The 17,981-nt window shown below is 58.6% G+C and carries 12 protein-coding genes; 9 read left to right on the forward strand and 3 right to left on the reverse strand.

Features of this window, described 5'->3' with window-relative positions:
* The first annotated feature begins 18 nt into the window (after positions 1–18).
* Both ACN0X0_RS11665 and ACN0X0_RS11670 read left to right on the forward strand, forming a co-directional pair.
* Positions 19–702 carry an ABC transporter ATP-binding protein gene (locus tag ACN0X0_RS11665; protein WP_417279285.1) on the forward strand — a complete coding sequence of 228 codons (684 nt, stop codon included), beginning with the start codon at positions 19–21 and terminating at the stop codon, positions 700–702.
* A complete protein-coding gene (locus ACN0X0_RS11670; RefSeq protein ID WP_417279286.1) occupies positions 699–3,215 on the forward strand; it encodes an ABC transporter permease in 2,517 nt (838 codons plus the stop codon). The genes ACN0X0_RS11665 and ACN0X0_RS11670 overlap by 4 nt, the downstream gene beginning before the upstream one ends.
* 9 nt (positions 3,216–3,224) lie before the next feature.
* On the opposite strand, the gene ACN0X0_RS11675 is transcribed toward ACN0X0_RS11670, so the two are convergent.
* The 3 genes from ACN0X0_RS11675 to ACN0X0_RS11685 form a co-directional block, all read right to left on the reverse strand.
* The gene (locus ACN0X0_RS11675; RefSeq protein ID WP_417279287.1) at positions 3,225–4,388 is read right to left on the reverse strand and encodes an acetate/propionate family kinase; all 1,164 of its coding nucleotides are present in this window, start codon (positions 4,386–4,388) and stop codon (positions 3,225–3,227) included.
* Positions 4,388–5,779, reverse strand: coding sequence for a bifunctional enoyl-CoA hydratase/phosphate acetyltransferase (locus ACN0X0_RS11680; protein ID WP_417279288.1), 1,392 nt, complete (start codon positions 5,777–5,779; stop codon positions 4,388–4,390). The genes ACN0X0_RS11675 and ACN0X0_RS11680 overlap by 1 nt, the downstream gene beginning before the upstream one ends.
* 199 nt (positions 5,780–5,978) lie before the next feature.
* Positions 5,979–8,783, reverse strand: coding sequence for a HAMP domain-containing methyl-accepting chemotaxis protein (locus tag ACN0X0_RS11685; protein WP_417279289.1), 2,805 nt, complete (start codon positions 8,781–8,783; stop codon positions 5,979–5,981).
* A gap of 524 nt (positions 8,784–9,307) precedes the next feature.
* Here ACN0X0_RS11685 and urtA point away from each other — a divergent pair.
* From urtA to ACN0X0_RS11720, 7 genes are all read left to right on the forward strand, one after another.
* On the forward strand, positions 9,308–10,603 hold the full coding sequence (urtA, locus tag ACN0X0_RS11690) for an urea ABC transporter substrate-binding protein (protein ID WP_417279290.1): 1,296 nt from the start codon (positions 9,308–9,310) through the stop codon (positions 10,601–10,603).
* A gap of 66 nt (positions 10,604–10,669) precedes the next feature.
* Complete coding sequence (gene urtB / locus ACN0X0_RS11695) at positions 10,670–12,625, forward strand: urea ABC transporter permease subunit UrtB (RefSeq protein WP_417279291.1); 1,956 nt, start codon at positions 10,670–10,672, stop codon at positions 12,623–12,625.
* A 13-nt stretch (positions 12,626–12,638) separates the two neighbouring features.
* Positions 12,639–13,865 carry an urea ABC transporter permease subunit UrtC gene (urtC, locus tag ACN0X0_RS11700; RefSeq protein ID WP_417279292.1) on the forward strand — a complete coding sequence of 409 codons (1,227 nt, stop codon included), beginning with the start codon at positions 12,639–12,641 and terminating at the stop codon, positions 13,863–13,865.
* On the forward strand, positions 13,862–14,611 hold the full coding sequence (gene urtD, locus ACN0X0_RS11705; protein ID WP_417261182.1) for an urea ABC transporter ATP-binding protein UrtD: 750 nt from the start codon (positions 13,862–13,864) through the stop codon (positions 14,609–14,611). The genes urtC and urtD overlap by 4 nt, the downstream gene beginning before the upstream one ends.
* 12 nt (positions 14,612–14,623) lie before the next feature.
* Positions 14,624–15,322 carry an urea ABC transporter ATP-binding subunit UrtE gene (urtE, locus tag ACN0X0_RS11710; protein ID WP_417279293.1) on the forward strand — a complete coding sequence of 233 codons (699 nt, stop codon included), beginning with the start codon at positions 14,624–14,626 and terminating at the stop codon, positions 15,320–15,322.
* 136 nt (positions 15,323–15,458) lie between these two features.
* Positions 15,459–16,580 carry a LacI family DNA-binding transcriptional regulator gene (locus ACN0X0_RS11715; RefSeq protein ID WP_417279294.1) on the forward strand — a complete coding sequence of 374 codons (1,122 nt, stop codon included), beginning with the start codon at positions 15,459–15,461 and terminating at the stop codon, positions 16,578–16,580.
* 24 nt (positions 16,581–16,604) lie between these two features.
* On the forward strand, positions 16,605–17,954 hold the full coding sequence (locus ACN0X0_RS11720; RefSeq protein WP_417279295.1) for an ABC transporter substrate-binding protein: 1,350 nt from the start codon (positions 16,605–16,607) through the stop codon (positions 17,952–17,954).
* Positions 17,955–17,981 lie beyond the last annotated feature (27 nt).

Consider the following 17,981-nt stretch of genomic DNA (forward strand, 5'->3'; position numbering starts at 1 on the left):
CCTCCTCAAGGACCCATCATGACAGAGCCGATCATCGCCACCCAAGACATCCAGCTGTCTCTGGATGGCAATGCGGGGCCAGTCGACATTTTGCGCGGCATTTCACTTGAGGTCAAACGCGGCGAGACGCTTGGGCTTGTTGGGCCGTCGGGGTCGGGCAAGTCGTCGCTCCTCATGGTTTTGGGTGGGCTGGAACAGGCCAGCGGCGGTCGGGTGTCGGTGCTCGGACGCGATCTGAGTGCCATGAACGAAGATCAACTGGCGCAGTTTCGCAGGGATCATATGGGGGTGGTGTTCCAGTCTTTCCACCTCATTCCGACGATGACAGCCTTGGAAAATGTCGCGATCCCGCTGGAACTTGCGGGGGTGACCGACGCGTTCGAGCGCGCGCGGGCAGAACTGGAGGCCGTGGGTGTTGATGCACGCGCAGATCATTATCCCGCGCAAATGTCGGGCGGAGAACAGCAACGTGTCGCCTTGGCGCGGGCCTCTGCACCGCGTCCCGAATTGCTCTTGGCCGATGAGCCGACGGGCAATCTCGATGGCACGACGGGTGAGGCGATCATGGAATTGTTGATGGGGCTGCGGGATCGCCATGGGGCGACCCTTGTCATGGTCACGCATTCGCCTGAACTTGCGGCGCGCTGTGACCGTGTTGTTCGGTTGCGCGACGGTCGGATTGATGCGGAGCCACAGGCGTGAGCACGCGGCTGGCATGGACCATCGCTCGGCGCGAATTGCGTGCGGGCGTCAAAGGCTTTCGGGTTTTAATCCTCAGCCTGTTGTTGGGTGTCGCGGCGATTGCGGCGGTGACCTCTGTGCGCGACGGGATTTCCAAAGGCCTCGCCCGCGAGGGTGCCGCACTTTTGGGCGGCGATGCGGAGATGGAATTCACCTACCGCTTCGCCACCGAGGGTGAACGTGCTTGGATGGAAGGCCACTCTCTGGCGCTTTCCGAAATTGCCGATTTCCGCTCGATGCTGGGCGCGGGCGAAGACCGCGCGCTGACGCAGGTGAAAGCCGTCGATAGCGCCTATCCCCTGATCGGGACGGTTGGGCTTTCCCCGGATATTCCGCTGTCAGAGGCGCTGGCCGGTCAGGATGGTGTGCCCGGCATTGTGCTGGATCGCATGTTGTTCGAACGGCTGGGCCTTGAGATCGGCGATCGTGTAACTTTGGCCGATGTGCCCTTTGTCGTCATGGCCGAGCTGACCCGCGAGCCGGATGGCGCGGGCGCGGGGTTCTCGCTTGGGCCGCGCAGCATCACCTCTCTGAGCGCCTTGCAAAGCTCCGGTCTCTTGGCGCCCGGCACCCTGTTCGAAAGCGCTTACCGGCTCGATCTGCCGGACACCACGGATCTCGACGCACTCAAAGCCCGTGCCGAGGCCGAGGTCGCTTCCGGCGGTTTCCGGTGGCGTGACTCCCGCAACGGTGCCCCCGGCGTGAACCGGTTCGTGGATCGGCTCGGCTCCTTTCTGGTCCTTGTCGGTCTGGCAGGGCTGGCTGTTGGCGGGGTTGGCGTCTCTGCCGCTGTGCGCGCCTATCTTGATCGCAAAATCTCGGTCATCGCGACGCTGAAAACCCTCGGCGCCGAGCGGCGCACGATTTTCCTCGCCTATGCGTTTCAGATTGGCACCTTGTCGGGCTTTGCCATCCTCGGTGGACTGGTGGTTGGTGCTTTGCTACCGCTGATCGCCTTTCCCATCATTCGCACGCTTTTGCCGGTGCCTGTCGAGGCCACGCCGCATCTCATGCCGCTCGTGGAGGCCGCGCTCTATGGCTTTCTTGCCAGCGCGATTTTTGTACTCTGGCCCTTGGCGCGGGCTGAGCGCATTCGCCCGGCCGCGCTCTATCGCGACGCGCTCTTCGGTCTGCGGGGCTGGCCGCGTTGGCCTTATCTTGCGGCAATTGTCCTGCTGATTGCCTCACTCGTAGGTGTGGCCGTCAGTTTTTCCGACAGCAAAAGCCTTGTGCTCTGGGCCTTCGCCGGGCTGGCCGTTGCCTTCGTGTTTCTCGTGTTGGCAGGCCGTGCCCTGACCGCAATTGCGCGCCGCCTGTCACGTTGGCGGGGCGCGCCTTTGCCCTTGCGTTTGGCGCTTGGGTCCATCGGCGGGCCGGGGGGCGAAGCGGTCTCTGTCGTGCTGTCCCTTGGGCTCGGTCTCACGGTGCTCTCCGCCATCGGTCAGATCGACGCCAATATGCGCGGCGCGATTGCGCAGGAACTGCCGGAACGCGCGCCGTCCTATTATGTCGTCGATATTCAACCGGATCAGATCGACGGCCTCACCGCGCGGGTCACAGGTGATCCCGGCGTCACCCGGTTCGAAAGTGCGCCGATGCTCAGAGGTCTGATCACCCAGATCAATGGCCGCGATGCCCAAGAGGTCGCAGGTCCGCATTGGGTGCTACGCGGAGACCGCGGCATCACATACGCAGCGATACCGCCTGACAACACCGAGGTGACCGAAGGCGCATGGTGGCGCGCAGAAGACAGCACGCCGCAGATCAGTTTTGCCGCCGAAGAAGCTGCAGAAATGGGCTTGAAGCTCGGCGATGAGATGACGGTCAACATCCTCGGGCGCGACATCACCGGGACGATCACTTCGTTTCGCAATGTGGATTTCTCCGGCGCCGGAATGGGCTTTGTTTTGACCATGAACCCGGTCGCCCTCGCAGGTGCGCCGCACACCTGGATTGCGACGATCTATGCCGAGGAAGAGGCCGAAGCGCCGCTGATCCGAGATCTGGCGCGGGCCTATCCGAACATCACCACGATCCGCGTGCGCGATGCCATCGACCGTGTGGTCTCCGTGCTGCAAAGCATCGCCAGCGCCACAACTTTGGGTGCGATTGCGACGCTGGTGACCGGCGCCGTGGTCCTGATCGGCACGGCGGCGGCGGGCGAAGAGCGTCGGCGCTATGAGGCGGCGGTGTTGAAAACCTTGGGCGCACGGCGGGCGCGGATTTTGACAAGTTTTGCGTTGCGTGCGTTGATCCTTGGTTTGGGTGCTGGTTTGGTTGCCTTAGTCTCTGGCGCGACGGCCGCTTGGGCGGTGCTTCATTTCGTGATGGAGGCCGATTTCACCCTGTCGCTCGGGGCCGCGCTTTGGATCGTTATAGGCGGTATTTTTGTGACGTCTTTGACATCGCTCTTGTTCTCATGGCGCGCCATGCGGGTGCGCCCCGCACGTGTGTTGCGGAGCGCAGAGAGTTAACCCACGGGCTTAATGCGCGGGCACAAGCGCCTTGGCTACGGCATTGGCGATCACCTGTTCCTCATCCGTCGGCAGGACGAAGACGGGCGTGGCGCCTTTGGAAATCCGTGTGGCGTTTCGAGCGTTGGCTTTGATATCGGGTTCGATGCCCAAAAAGCCCAGACGTTCGATGATCTGGAGGCGAATATTGGGAGAATTTTCCCCGATGCCGCCACAGAAGACGAGCGCATCAATGCCCGAAAGCGTTGCCGCCATGGCACCGATCTCTCGTCGCACACGGTAGACGAAATACTCGACAGCATCTTTGGCGCCCTGTGCGTCCGAGGCTTCGAGCACCTGCATGTCATGGCTGATGCCCGACAGGCCCAGAAATCCGGATTCGTAATAGAGCATGTGGGTCAGTTCCTTGGCCGTCATGCCCTCTGTCTCCATGAGATACAAAAGGATCCCGGGGTCGAGGTGGCCCGAGCGGGTGGACATTGGGATGCCATCCAGCGGCGAAAACCCCATGGAGGATGAGATCGACACTCCATTGTTGACCGCGCAAATCGACGCGCCGCTGCCCAAATGACACATGATGATCCGTTTGCCGTGCAGCTCTGGGTGATCCCGCACGAGTTGGTGTGAGACATAATCGTAGCTCAGCCCGTGAAAGCCATAGCGTTTTACGCCCTGTTGATAATATTTGCGCGGGATGGCGTAGATGTCGTTTTCCCATGGGTGATTGCGGTGAAATGCGGTGTCGAAACAGCCGATTTGCAGCGCGTAAGGGAAAGCCTCTTTGGCCGCCTCGACGGCCGACAGGTTGTGTGGCTGGTGCAACGGGGCCAGCGGGTTGAAGGTCGCTAGATCGGCCAGTACGTCCTCGGTCAATTCCGTGGGCGTGGCGCGCAGGGGACCGCCATGGACGATCCGGTGCCCGACGCCTGCGACGTCTTGGCCGTCGAGTAGAGGGGTAATCTCTTTCAGAATGACTTCGAGTGCTTGGGTCTGATCTTTCGCGTCGATGAGGTTTGTGTCCGTCGGCCTCCCGGATTTGAATTTGAAACTCGGGGTCGATCCAATGCCCTGCACCAGGCCTTGCGCCAGACAGTCCGGCGTTTCGCCAGAGGTGTAGAGCGCGAATTTGACCGAAGAAGAGCCCGCGTTGATCGTGAGAATGCGTTGACCCATCAGGTAATCTCCCGCGCGCGTTTGGCGTGAAGGGCCGCGACGGCACAAGAGGCCAGGCGGGATTTGTCACTGTCTGACCGCGAGTTCAAAACAATTGGACACCGCGCGCCGATCACGACGCCTGCGGCTTCGGCATGCGCGATGAAAGTCAATTCCTTGGCCAGCATATTGCCGCTTTCAAGGTTCGGCACGATGAGGATTTCAGCATGTCCTGCGACACCGCCTTTGAGCCCTTTGGTCTTGGCGGCGGTCAGGCTGACTGCATTGTCCATGGCGAGCGGGCCGTCTACGATCCCGCCTTTGATCTGGTCGCGGTCCGCCATTTTCGAGAGCGCCGCCGCGTCTAAGGTGGAAGGGATTTTAGGATTGACGGTTTCGACGGCGGAAAGGACGCCCACTTTCGGGGTCTCGATGCCGAGGCTGATCGCCAGATCGATCGCGTTTTGCACGATGTCGACTTTGGTCGGCAGGTCTGGGGCGATATTGATGGCGGCGTCCGAGACCATCAGAAGATGATCGAGACCGGGCACATCCATCACAAAAATATGGCTGAGCCGACGCCCAGTTTTGAGGCCGCCATTCGAACTCAGAATGGGGCGCAAGAGATCGTCCGTGTGCAGGTGGCCTTTCATGATCGCGCTGGCGCGGGCTTCGCGGACCATGGTGACGGCCAGTTGCGCGGCTTCGCGATGAGTGGTGCAATGGATCAATTCGATACCATCGAGCGACAATCCCAATTCTTTCGCCGTGCTGCGGATTTTATCTTGGTCGCCCAAGAGAATGGGTGTGATCAGATTGTGTTCGGCCGCCATCATGGCGCCGCGCAGCGAATTTGGCTCTTCCGGGGCGACTACGGCCATGCGAGTGGCGGGAAGATCGGAGGTCATTTCGAGCAATTTGTCGAAATGGCGGTGGCTTTCGACCGTCAGTCCGGGGACATCATGAATGTCGAAACTCTCATGTGTTTCGGGGGCGATCACTTCGGCTTCGCCTTCAACCAAGAGGGTGCCATCGGCGAGAGACACTGTCGTTTCGAAAATCGCGCTCCGGGCATCGCTTTTATGGATCAGTTTGACTCTGGCGATCAGTTCATCGCCTGCATGCGCGCGCCCGAGAAATTTCAAGTTCTGAGATTTATAGAGCGTTCCCGGGCCGGGAAGGTTGTTGCCCAGCACTGCTGAAATGAGAGAGCCGACCCAAAAAGACGGTGCGACGGCTTCGGGTTTGCCATCCTTATCACCATCTTCGTGAGGAAGGTGCATTGGGTTCAGGTTTCCGGAGGCATGGGCGAAGACGTAAAGGTCATCTGCGACGCAGAGGCGTCGGACCTCGGCTTCCATTCCGACCTTTAGCTGATCGAATGGGACGTTCTGAAATATGGTCACGTGCAATCCTTGCTGTGCTGGAATTTTCGGCTTCGGATAATTGCATCCAAGTGCCGTGTATCTTCCTTGAGACATATCAAGGTTTTATCCAGATTTAATGACGTGAGAACATACCCAGATTGTCTTTTCTGCATGTGATGTCATTCAGGGACAAAAGACAGGCATCTGCGTATTTTGGCATCACCACCTTTCGTCCCTGATCGGGCTACGAGGCCAAGGACACAGGACCTGTCTCATCATCCAGAGGCATTTGGTCTCTGCCTGTGTCGCTCAAAACAAACTGTGCGACAATATCGTTGAGCGTCGAGGCCTCATTCGCCAGCGAGAAGCTTGCGGCGGTCGTTTGTTCGAACATGGCAGCGTTTTGTTGCGTGGTCTGATCGAGATTGGCGACGGCGCTGTTGATCTCGGAAATGCCGGCCGATTGCTGTTCGGCTGAGGTGGCGATTTCGGCCATATGGGTGGAAATCACGGACACATCTTGAACAATGGAACGCAGAGCTTCGCCCGTTTGATCTACAAGGGTCACGCCACGACCGACTTCTTGTCCGGAGACCGAAATCAAAGAATTGATCTCACGCGCGGCTTCCGAAGATCTTTGTGCCAGGGCACGAACTTCAGAGGCAACGACGGCGAAGCCACGACCGGCGTCTCCCGCGCGTGCCGCCTCCACACCAGCGTTGAGAGCCAGAAGGTTGGTCTGGAACGCGATATCGTCGATGACGGAGATGATTTTCGAAATCTTCTCAGAGGAATCCGAGATCGCGTCCATAGCGGAGATCGCTTGCTGCACGACGGTGCTTGCGTTTTGCGCATTGGCCTTTGCGCCATTCACAGTGTTGTTGGCGGAGGCTGCGCCATCGGCTGCGGATTTGACGGCGGCGGTCAATTCGGTCAGAGCAGAGGCGGTTTCACCCAACATCGAGGCGGCGCGTTCCGTGCGCTGCGACAGATCATTCGCCGCATTCGAAATTTCGCTCGAGTTGGTGTGGATCGTTTGCGAGGTTCCAGAGAGTTTCTCAACCACGGACCGCAGGGACAGGACGGCTGCATTGTAGTCTTGGCGCAGTTGCTCATAGCCATCTGGGAAGACCTGATCGATGGTCAGGCGCACGTCGCCTTTGGACAGGCGGCGCAGACCGTCGGCCAAAGCGTCGACGACCATCGTCTGTTCGGCATGCCGTGCTTTGCGCTCTGCCTCGGCAGCGTCTTCGAGTTTGCGGCGTTCGGCTTCTGCACGGGCTTCCTGTTCTCTTTCCCGACGTTCTTGTTCAATTTTACGGTCTTGTTCCGCGGCTTCGCGTGCTCGTTCGTCTTCTGCGGCTTGGGCCTTCGCTTCGGCTTCTTTTTGTTTGCGCTCGGCGGTTTCGGCCTCCATGCGTTCCTTTTCCACAAGGTTGTTGCGGAACACGCTCAGGGCGGAGAAGAGCCGTGCGATCTCACCGTAACGTCCGCCGACGCGTTTGATTTCGGACATTTCCCCAACGGCCAGACGTTCTGTGCTTGCCGTGACGGCGCTGAGCGGTCGCATGATGAAGAGATAGGTCAGAATGGGCGCCGCGAGGACAATCGCAATGGCGAAGGCGGTGATGCCTCCCATGGTTTTCGACGCACCTTGTGCGGTCGACATTAAGACCTGGCTTGCGGACGAGATGTCGGCAATGGAGTCGCTGGAAATCTGGACGACGATTTCGGAAATGTTCAACAAATCCTCAGAGACGGCGGATGTGGCGAGAAAGCCTTCGCTCCGCGCGGTCAGCGTTTTGAGGCGCGTGGCCAGCAAACCGGTGTTCGGGTCCACCTGAGTCAAAACGGAGGACAAGATCGCGTGGAGCTCTTTGGGGAGCTCGGCGATATCTGCCTCGAGTTTGGGGGTGATCTCATCGATTTCGAACTGAAGGGCCTGAATGTAACCGCTGTTGTTGGAGGCGGCACCTTGCATGGCTTTGATCAGAACGGTTTTGATGGTGGTGTCAAAGCGGGCCAGATCCGTGATGCGACGCACATCCGTGTCCAGAAGACCTTTGAGCACCTCCTCATTGGTGTCCAGGGCCTCGGCACTTTCCTTGTCCAATGTGAACAGTGTCTGCTCAACAATGCTGGACACTTGGGCGTCGAGATCGTTTTGAGCAGCATGCAAAAGACGTGCGCGGGTTTTCATTTCGGATGGCGACAGGGTCAGGAATTCTCCCGGGAAAGCCAACGCGTCGCGCAGCGTGTCGACATAGCCTTTGGCGACTTTGTTCTTTTCCATATCGTCCAAGATCGCCTCGACACGGGTTTGTCCCGCGATGGCCTTTTCATGAAGCTCAGCGCGCAAACCGAAATCATTGGTCTCGAGCAAAGCCTGGGTCAGTCCGACGGACATGTTGAGTTCGGCCTTTAGCATCAGGGCGAGTTTGAGCGCATCGACATCGCGTTTGAGCAATTGGCTCAGGTTGCGGCTTGATTTCGAGCTGGCGGTGTTTCCCGCCATGAGTAGAGAAAAAGAGGCGCCCTCAATGCGGCTTTGCAAGTCATCGCTCAGGGTGCGGGCATCCTGACTCAACTCGGCGAGCGCCTGCATATTCAGTTTTTGTGCCTCAAGCTCCTGCGCGCGCGCCTCCTCCAGGGTCGCGAGATTGGCGGTGAGTGTCGCCATCTCTTCGTCCAGCCCGGGATATTTCGTGCGATCGACGCTTTGCATGTGGCTCTGGAGATGTGCGCTGGCCTCTTCAACATCGTTCAATGCCGTTTGGATCGCCAAGTGCGAGTTGGTGATCAATAAAGTGTTCACGGTGTCTTTGAGGGAGGAAACAGCATTTGAAATTTCAGAGGCGGTTTCGAGAGGCGGAAGGGACGAAGTGACCAGATTTTCTGCTTCATCATTGATTGTGGAGATCAAGGAGCCGGAGACGAGAATCGCCGCCAAAGTGGTGCCCACCAGTGCAAACAAGATCCCGAGAATTTTGGCTGCGACAGAGCCGAAAATGTTGCCAATACGATGTTTTATGTCACGCGTCGTCGTCATCTGATCCAACACTTTCCAGTCGTTAATTTCACGTCGATTTGCGGTCCGGGCGTCGAACCGATCGGATGGATCATGGCAGCAAGCCCCTAATTTTGTGTTTAGAGTCTTATTTTCTGGTGCAACCGGAGAGGTGGGCGATGGATTCGTGCTCACACAACTGCGGTCCGGCAGAATTTTGGCGACGCGCAGCAAAGCGTCATTGATCGCTTTGTCTGACTAAAATTTAGGCGGAGCTTGCGACCCGGCTCATTTGCGCCCCGCTCATATGTATACAGTCTTGTGTGCGTGTTTGGGGCAACTCCAGACTTCTTGTGCGGTGCGAGGGGAACCTCAGACCTCAGGGTTTCAGATGGATCACCACCCGCCGCGGGGACATGTGCGAAAGCCTCTTTGGCCGAAGCACAAGAGATGTAAATCTTTAACGCTGCATAAGGGGGCTGTTGGCGTTTTATCCATAAAAAACAAAATACTGGATATCTCATTCGTGAGAAGCGTGACAGCTCTGCGGCTTCCAACAAGGGAACATGGAAGTGAAAACTCAATTCAAAGCCACTCTGGCCTCTGCTCTGTTTGCAAGCACCGCGATTGCCTCTGGCGCCATGGCTGCCGACTGCCCGGTGAAAGTGGGCGTGCTGCATTCGCTGTCGGGGACGATGGCCATTTCGGAAACCACGCTGAAAGACACCATGCTGATGCTCATCGAGGAGCAGAACGCCAAGGGCGGCGTGCTCGGCTGTGAAATCGAAGCCGTCGTGGTCGACCCGGCCTCCGACTGGCCGCTGTTTGCCGAGAAAGCGCGCGAACTTCTGACCGTGCACGACGTTGATGTGATGTTCGGCAACTGGACCTCCGTGTCGCGCAAATCTGTGTTGCCGGTGATCGAGGAACTCAACGGCCTTTTGTTCTACCCGGTGCAATATGAAGGCGAGGAATCGTCCAAGAACGTGTTCTACACCGGCGCTGCTCCGAACCAACAGGCGATCCCCGCGACGGATTATTTCCTCGATGAGTTGGGCGTGGAGAAATTCGCTCTGCTCGGCACCGACTACGTCTATCCGCGCACCACGAACAACATCCTCGAAGCCTATCTGAAAGACAAAGGCATCGCGGAGGAAGACATCTTCGTGAACTACACGCCCTTCGGCCATTCCGACTGGTCCAAGATCGTGGCGGATGTTGTCGCACTTGGTGCCGATGGCAAGAAGGTTGGCGTGATCTCCACCATCAACGGCGACGCGAACATCGGTTTCTATAAAGAACTCGCCGCTGCGGGCGTCTCCGCTGATGACATTCCGGTCGTAGCCTTCTCGGTGGGCGAAGAGGAACTGTCGGGTCTCGACACCTCCAACCTCGTCGGTCACCTCGCGGCCTGGAACTACTTCATGTCCGCTGACACCGAAGAGAATGCGTCCTTCATCGACGCTTGGCATGCCTTTATCGGTGACGATTCCCGCGTGACCAACGACCCGATGGAAGCGCATTACATCGGCTTCAACATGTGGGTGAACGCCGTCGAAGCCGCCGGCTCCACCGATGTCGATGCCGTGCGTGCCGAGATGTACGGCCAGGAATTCCCGAACCTCACCGGCGGCACCGCCATCATGAATGTGAACCATCACCTCTCGAAACCGGTGCTGATCGGCGAAATCCTTGCCGATGGTCAGTTCGACATCATCTCCCAGACCGAAGAGGTGCCGGGCGACGCATGGACCGACTACCTGCCGGAGAGCGCCGTTCTGGTCTCCGATTGGAAAGACCTCGGTTGTGGCATGTACAACACCGAGACCGAGACCTGCGTTCAGCTCAAATCCAACTACTAAGCTGATCTGATGCCTCTGGAGAGGGCGGCTTTCGCCCTCTCTTCCTCCCGCTCGGAAAGACATTTCATGCTTCGCAGCTTTATTGCAGCTTGCCTGCTGATGCTGTCCTGTAGCTTTGCGGCACAGGCGCAGGACCGAACCATTCAGGATGTGCTGCAAGAGCACGCCGAGGTCATTTCTCAATCTTCACGTCGCACCATCGGTCCGGCTATTGACGCTATCGCGGGGTCCGGTCTGCCTGCGGCGCAGGATGTGTTGCAGGCCTGGCAAGCCAGGGACATGTGGCAACGCACAAGCGACGGGTTGTTTTTCAAGGCCGAGAGGATCGACAGTTCGACCTATGATTTGATCGATTTTGCCACGGGAGAAAGTGTTGGTGCCGCGACGAAAGACGATCTCGAACAGCTGAAACCAAATTCCGGCATCCGCGCGATGATCGGCGCGGCTTTGGTGCAGTTTCAACTGAATGCGCCCGATCCCGACCTTCGTCGTGAGGCGCTTTTGGCCATTCAGCGCAATGGCGAAGCCGCGCACCTTGCCCCTTTGCGGGCCTCGATTGAGGGAGAGACCGATCCGGAGATCAAAGCGCTCAAAGAGACCGCCGAACGGCTTTTAACCATTTCTTATGACCCCGATGAGACCGCGCGGGTCGAGGCCATCGAAGGTTTCAAAGGGTCGCTTTCATTGGATGCGCGGGCAGCCCTCAACCCGGTGATCTCGACCAGGATCGTGCTCGCAGAGGGCCTGTCCGAGGCGGCCAATGTCAAACGCGAGTTGCGTGCCGGGTCGCGTGATCTTTCGGTCGAGGCGGCCTATGACCTCTTGGTCTCCGCAGGCGTGATCGAGACCCAGCCGAGTATATCAGAGCGCAAAGCCGCCCTCGAAACCCATATCGAAAATGGCGCCGTCGCAGGCGTGCCCTTGGCCGATCTGAACACGCAAGAGGCCCGCGACCGGGCCTATACGGTGCTGGCGCAAGAGGGCGTTGTGCCCGCCTTCGATCCGAATTTCACGATGGAGGCGGCCGTTACGGGCCTGCGCTTTGCCGAGGTTTATGATGAGCCGTCACAGGCGGTCACCGATGCCGCCGAGGCGACGCTGGCTTCGATCAACCGCGCTGTCGGGCTGAACCAGTTTTTCGATCTCTCGCTCGATGGTCTCTCTCTCGCCTCGATCTATTTCCTCGCTGCCATCGGGTTGGCGATCACCTTCGGCGTCATGGGCGTGATCAACATGGCGCATGGCGAATTCATCATGATGGGGGCCTACACCGGCTATGTCGTGCAACAGATCGTGCCGGATTACACCGTCTCGATCCTTCTCGCGATCCCTCTGGCTTTTGCCGTCACCTTCGCCGCCGGGGTGGCGATGGAGCGGCTGATCATTCGCTGGCTTTACAACCGTCCGCTGGAAACGCTTTTGGCGACCTTCGGTGTGTCCATCGCGCTGCAGCAGTTGGCGAAGAACATCTTCGGCACTCAGGCTCGCCCGCTGACCTCGCCCGGTTGGCTCGATGGCGCTTTGTCCTTCAACGACGTTGTGTCGATCTCCTACATCCGCATCGCGATCTTCATCCTCGCGCTGATCTTTCTGGGCGTCTTCCTTTTCATCATGAAGAAAACGCGTCTGGGCCTCGAGACCCGCGCCGTGACGCAAAATCCGCGCATGGCGGCCTCCATGGGCATCAACCCCGACAAGGTGAACATGCTGACCTTCGGCCTCGGCTCCGGCATCGCCGGCATCGCCGGGGTGGCGATCGGGCTCTATGCGAAAGTCACCTCCGAGCTGGGCTCCGACTATATCGTCCAAAGCTTCATGACCGTGGTCGTCGGTGGCGTTGGCAACATTTGGGGCACGCTCTTGGGCGCGACCATGATTGGCTTCCTGCAAAAGGGCATCGAATGGTTCAACCCGTCGAACACATTGGCGGCGCAGACCTATATGATCGTCTTCATCATCATTTTCATTCAGTTCCGACCCAAGGGCATCATTGCTCTCAAGGGCCGTGCCGCTGGCGATTAAGAGGGATTGATCCATGGAAATCTTCAAGAAAAACCCCTCCCTTATGGTGTTCATCGCGGTCCTTGCGATCTTCACCCTCGCCGTCACCTTCATGTCGGAGGCCTATGGCTCCGGCGCGCTTTCGACCTCTTTCGTCAAAACGCTGGGCAAGACGCTTTGCCTCGCTTTGGTGGCCATCGCGATGGATCTGGTCTGGGGTTACACGGGTATCCTCTCCTTGGGCCATTTCGCCTTTTTCGGTCTGGGCGGCTATATGATTGGCATGTGGCTGATGTATGCTCGCACCGAGATCATCGTGATTGAGAGCATGGCCAATGCGCCCATTCCACCCACGTCGTCGGAAATCTCGGACGCCATCGGGACGCAGATTTTCGGTGTCGTTGGCTCGTCGGATTTCCCACTGATCTGGACGTTCGCCCATAGTTTCTGGGCGCAGATCGCTTTGGTCGTGTTGGTTCCCGGTATCCTTGCGCTGGTCTTCGGCTGGCTGGCCTTCCGCTCGCGGGTCACGGGCGTCTACCTGTCGATCCTGACCCAGGCGATGACCCTCGCTTTGTCGCTCTACCTCTTCCAGAACGACAGCGGTCTACGCGGCAACAACGGCCTTTCGGGCCTGCAAAACCTGCCCGGCGCGGATGCGATCTCACAGGACAATATTTCGATCTGGTTCTTCTGGGCCTCGGCTTTCGCGCTTCTGCTCACCTATCTGATCGCCGCCTTCATCGTCTCCGGCAAATTCGGCTCCGTCATTCGCGGTATCCGAGATGACGAGGCGCGGGTACGTTTCCTTGGTTACTCCGTCGAAGGGTTCAAGCTTTTCGTCTTTACCCTCACCGCCGTGATCGCGGCCATCGGTGGGGCGCTCTATTATCCGCAAGCGGGCATCATCAATCCCGCCGAGATCGCCCCCATCGCCTCCATCTACCTCGCGGTCTGGGTCGCCATCGGCGGACGTGGCCGCATCTACGGCGCGGTGATCGGCGCCGGGTTCGTCTCGCTGGTCTCGACCTATTTCACAGGCGGGCAAGCGCCCGACATCAACCTCGGATTTTACACGATCAAATGGGTTGATTGGTGGTTGGTGCTTCTGGGCCTGTCCTTCGTCCTCGTCACCCTGTTCGCGCCCAAAGGCATCGGCGGGTTGTTCGACCTGATCACCCATCGCATGTCGCCAAACCGGCACGGCGTGCCGCTTGGTCCCGACAAAGGCAGCCTGCGCGAAGAGGAGGCGGAGAAATGAGCAATAAAGGCACACTTCTCGAAGTCTCCGGCATTTCCGTCTCTTTCGATGGGTTCAAGGCGATCAACAACCTGTCCTTCGAGATCGGCCCCGCCGAGATGCGCGCTATCATCGGACCCAACGGGGCGGGCAAGACGACCTTTATGGATATTGTCACGGGCAAGACGAAACCCGATGAGGGCAAGGTTCTCTGGGGCGAGCTGTCGCGCAATCTCATTGGCATGAACGAGGCCAAGATTGCCCGCGCCGGGATTGGCCGCAAATTTCAACGTCCGACGGTGTTCGAGGACCAAACGGTGTTCGAAAACCTGCTGATGGCGGTCAAAAACGACCGCAATCCGCTCAAAGTTCTGTTCTTTCGTCCGAAGTTCAAGGATTTGGCAAAGGTCGAGGAACTTGCCGCCGAGATCGGACTTTCCGACCAGTTGGAGCGCAAATCCGGCGAGCTGTCGCATGGGCAAAAGCAATGGTTGGAGATCGGCATGCTTCTGGCGCAGGACCCGAAGCTTTTGCTGGTCGATGAACCAGCCGCCGGGATGACCTTGGGCGAGCGTGAACACACGACGGACATCTTGAAAGAGGCCGCCAAAACCCGCGCCGTGGTGGTGGTCGAACACGATATGGAGTTCGTCCGCCGGCTCGAGTGCAAGGTCACCGTGTTGCACGAGGGATCGGTTCTGGCCGAGGGCTCTCTGGATCACGTAACGCAAAACCAGGACGTGATTGACGTCTATTTGGGTCGATAAGGAGAGACTACCATGCTCGATGTGAAGAACCTCTCTCTCCATTACGGCGGTTCGCAAATTCTTTATGACGTGGACATCTCGGCCGAGGCCGGCAAAGTGACCTGTGTCATGGGGACGAACGGCGTGGGCAAAACCTCCTTGCTCAAGGCGATCTCCGGCACGCACCCGCGGTCTGGTGGCTCGATGATGCTCAACGGCGAAGATGTCGGGCGTGTGCCTGCGCATGATTTGGCCAAGAAAGGCCTCGCCGTGGTGCCGCAAGGCCGGATGATTTTTCCGCTTTTGACGGTGAAGGAAAATCTCGAAAGCGGGTTCACCTGTTTGCCGAAATCCGAACATTTTATCCCCGATGAAATCTTTGAGCTGTTCCCGATCCTCAAGGAGTTCATGCACCGGCGCGGCGGCGATTTGTCCGGCGGGCAGCAGCAGCAATTGGCCATCGCCCGCGCGTTGATCATCAAGCCAAAGCTTTTGCTTCTGGATGAACCGACCGAGGGGATTCAGCCCAATATCATCCAGCAAATCGGCCGCGTGATCTCGCTTTTGCGGGACCGTGGCGACATGGCGATTGTGCTGGTCGAACAGTATTTCGAGTTTGCTTACGACCTCGCCGACAGCCTTGTTTTCATGGAGCGAGGCCGGGTGACCTCGACCCATGACAAGGCCAATATTTCCAAGGAAGAGGCGGCCAAGGTCTTCCGCATCGCCTGAAAAATCCCCCTCCAATCAATAGCTTCCATTTTGGCAGTGCAGCAAATTTGCCGCGCTGCCAAAATGGACTATTTGATAAAAACGCGTTGCCGAAACCGGTTTCGGAGTTTCTTGTGATGGTGAGGAGGCGAATCAGGTGAGGTCAGACGTAAAACCGGATCGACGCTCCCGCGATAATGCGCGGGTGACGATCACCGATCTTTCTCAGGCGCTCAGTCTGACGAAGGGCACAGTCTCCCGTGCGTTGAACGGTTATCCGGATATTTCCGAAACCACCCGCATTCGTGTCATTCGTGCCGCTCAGGCGATGGGCTATCGTCCTTTGAGCCAGGCGCAGGCGATCAAGACAGGGCGCAGCTGTTCTTTGGGGCTCGTGATCGAGCTGTCTGAACATGACGCCCACGCGCCGTTTCTGGCTGAATTCCTCGCCGGATTGACCCAAGCCGCCTCTGCTGAAGGCTGGACGCTCACCATCGCGACCTCTGAGAGCGAAGGCGATACCTTGCGGATCATGCGCGACCTGATTTTGCATCGCAAAGCCGATGGCTTCATCTTGCCGCGCGTGTTGTGGGACGATCCGCGCATCGCCTTTCTGGATCGCGAAAATGCACCTTATATTTGCTATGGCCGCAGTAAAAATCACGCTGAGACGTCCTATTTTGATGCGTTGAGTGAGGCTTCTATGGCAGAGGCCGTGACTTGGCTGGCGCAACTGGGACATGAGCGGATCGCCTATATCGGCTCTGCCAGCCATTACGCCTATTCGCATCTGCGCCGCGACGGCTATCGCGCGGGACTTGAGCAGGAAGGCTTGGCGTTTGACCCGGCCTTGATGATCGAAGAGGTGCTGGACCCGGAAGAATCCGCCAAGGCCACGCGTCAGTTGTTGGCTCTGGAACAGCCGCCCACCGCCATTCTTTGCGCCACCGATACTCTGGCACGCGGGGTTTATGACGTCGCCCATGAGATGGGGCTCAAGATCGGGTCGGACCTGTCGATCATCGGCTATGACGGCTCGCCCGAGGCGCAGGCGATGTGGCCGCGTTTGGCCACCTTTGCTGTCGACAATCGAAAAGCCGGCGCGGCTTTGGGTGCGATGCTTATGGCGCGGGTGCGCGATCTCAATGCGCCGCTTCAACAAGATCTCATTGCCGCAGAATTTCGCCCGGGAGGCTCGACGGGCCGTCCGGACAAGACGCCAGAAGAACTGGCGCATCATGTGATCCGCCTGTCGGTGGATCGCAGTCGTAACGATTGAATGCATCAACTCAGGGAGAGAGCGATGACACTGAAAAAACACATCCTTTTGACAACGGCGGCGACCGCGCTTGCGTTGACCAGCTTTGCGGCAAGTGCCGACACGTTGCGGTTCTGGACCACCGAGGAACAGCCGGATCGTTTGGCGAAACAAGAAGAGATGGCCAAGGCGTTCGAAGAAAAAACCGGCACGGCTGTTGAGGTGATCCCGGTGACCGAGGCCGAGCTTGGCACGCGGGCCACTGCGGCCTTTGCTGCGGGCGATTTGCCGGATGTGATCTATCACACGCTGCAATATGCGCTGCCTTGGGCCGAGGCGGGGATCCTCGATATGGATGCCGCCACCGACGTGATCGAAGAGTTGGGCGTCGACACCTTCGCCCCCGGTGCTCTGGGGATGGCGGCGATGGATGATGGCTATGCCTCCGTGCCGGTCGATGGCTGGACCCAGATGATCGTCTATCGCAAGGACCTCTTCGACGAAGCGGGGCTTGAGGCGCCGACCTCTTATGCCGCTGTCGAAGCGGCACTTGAAAAGCTCCACAATCCGCCGGAAATGTATGGCTTCGTGGCCGCGACCAAGGTGGATGAAAACTTCATGTCGCAGGTGTTGGAACATGTCTTCCTCGCCAATGGCGTGAGCCCGGTGGACGAGGGTGGTTTTGCGCCTTTGGATGAGACGAAAACCACCGAAGTGCTTGATTTCTATAAAGCCATCGCCGAAGCCTCGCCTCCGGGTGATCTCTATTGGGACCAGTCCCGCACGCTCTACTTCTCTGGCAATGCGGCGATGATCATCTGGTCGCCCTTCATCCTCGATGAGCTGGCCGGCCTGCGCGACAGCTCGCCACCCACGATCAACGACGATCCGACCTCTGGCGAATTGGCCTCGAAAACCGGCATCGTGACGACCTTCTCCGGTCCGTCCAACCCGGACGGCGCGGCCTGGGGTGACATCCGTTATTTCGGCATCACGTCGGATGCGGATACGGATGCTGCCGAGGAATTCGTGATGTATTCCATGGATGAGGGCTACACCCAGACGCTGTCCATCGCGCCCGAGGGCAAATTCCCGGTGCGTCGTGGCACAGCGGATGACCCGGAATTGTTCGCCAAGGAATGGGCAGAGCTGCCAGCCGGTGTGGACCGCAAAGCGCCGCTGGGTGATCTTTATGCGCAAGACATGATCGACGAAATCGTCGGCGGTCTCGACGTGGCTCAGCGTTGGGGTGTGACCGAAGGCCAACTGACGCTCGCCTCCAAGATGATCAACTCTCAGGTCATCAACCGCGTGGTGCGTGAATATATCGACGGTGAAATCGACGCGGCGGCGGCCGTGGCCGAGATGAACGCCGAACTGGGCGCGATCGAATAAGCGCCTTTCGGGGGTGCGGTGCACGCA

The organism is Celeribacter sp., assembly GCF_048270365.1.
Classification (GTDB): domain Bacteria; phylum Pseudomonadota; class Alphaproteobacteria; order Rhodobacterales; family Rhodobacteraceae; genus Celeribacter.

Bases quoted from the DNA above. Each gene is read 5' to 3' on its own strand.
- ACN0X0_RS11675 (WP_417279287.1), bottom strand. From the start codon at position 4,388: ATGGGTCAACGCATTCTCACGATCAACGCGGGCTCTTCTTCGGTCAAA.
- urtE (WP_417279293.1), top strand. From the start codon at position 14,624: ATGCTCGATGTGAAGAACCTCTCTCTCCATTACGGCGGTTCGCAAATT.
- ACN0X0_RS11685 (WP_417279289.1), bottom strand. From the start codon at position 8,783: ATGACGACGACGCGTGACATAAAACATCGTATTGGCAACATTTTCGGC.
- urtD (WP_417261182.1), top strand. From the start codon at position 13,862: ATGAGCAATAAAGGCACACTTCTCGAAGTCTCCGGCATTTCCGTCTCT.
- ACN0X0_RS11720 (WP_417279295.1), top strand. From the start codon at position 16,605: ATGACACTGAAAAAACACATCCTTTTGACAACGGCGGCGACCGCGCTT.
- urtC (WP_417279292.1), top strand. From the start codon at position 12,639: ATGGAAATCTTCAAGAAAAACCCCTCCCTTATGGTGTTCATCGCGGTC.
- urtA (WP_417279290.1), top strand. From the start codon at position 9,308: ATGGAAGTGAAAACTCAATTCAAAGCCACTCTGGCCTCTGCTCTGTTT.
- ACN0X0_RS11665 (WP_417279285.1), top strand. From the start codon at position 19: ATGACAGAGCCGATCATCGCCACCCAAGACATCCAGCTGTCTCTGGAT.
- urtB (WP_417279291.1), top strand. From the start codon at position 10,670: ATGCTTCGCAGCTTTATTGCAGCTTGCCTGCTGATGCTGTCCTGTAGC.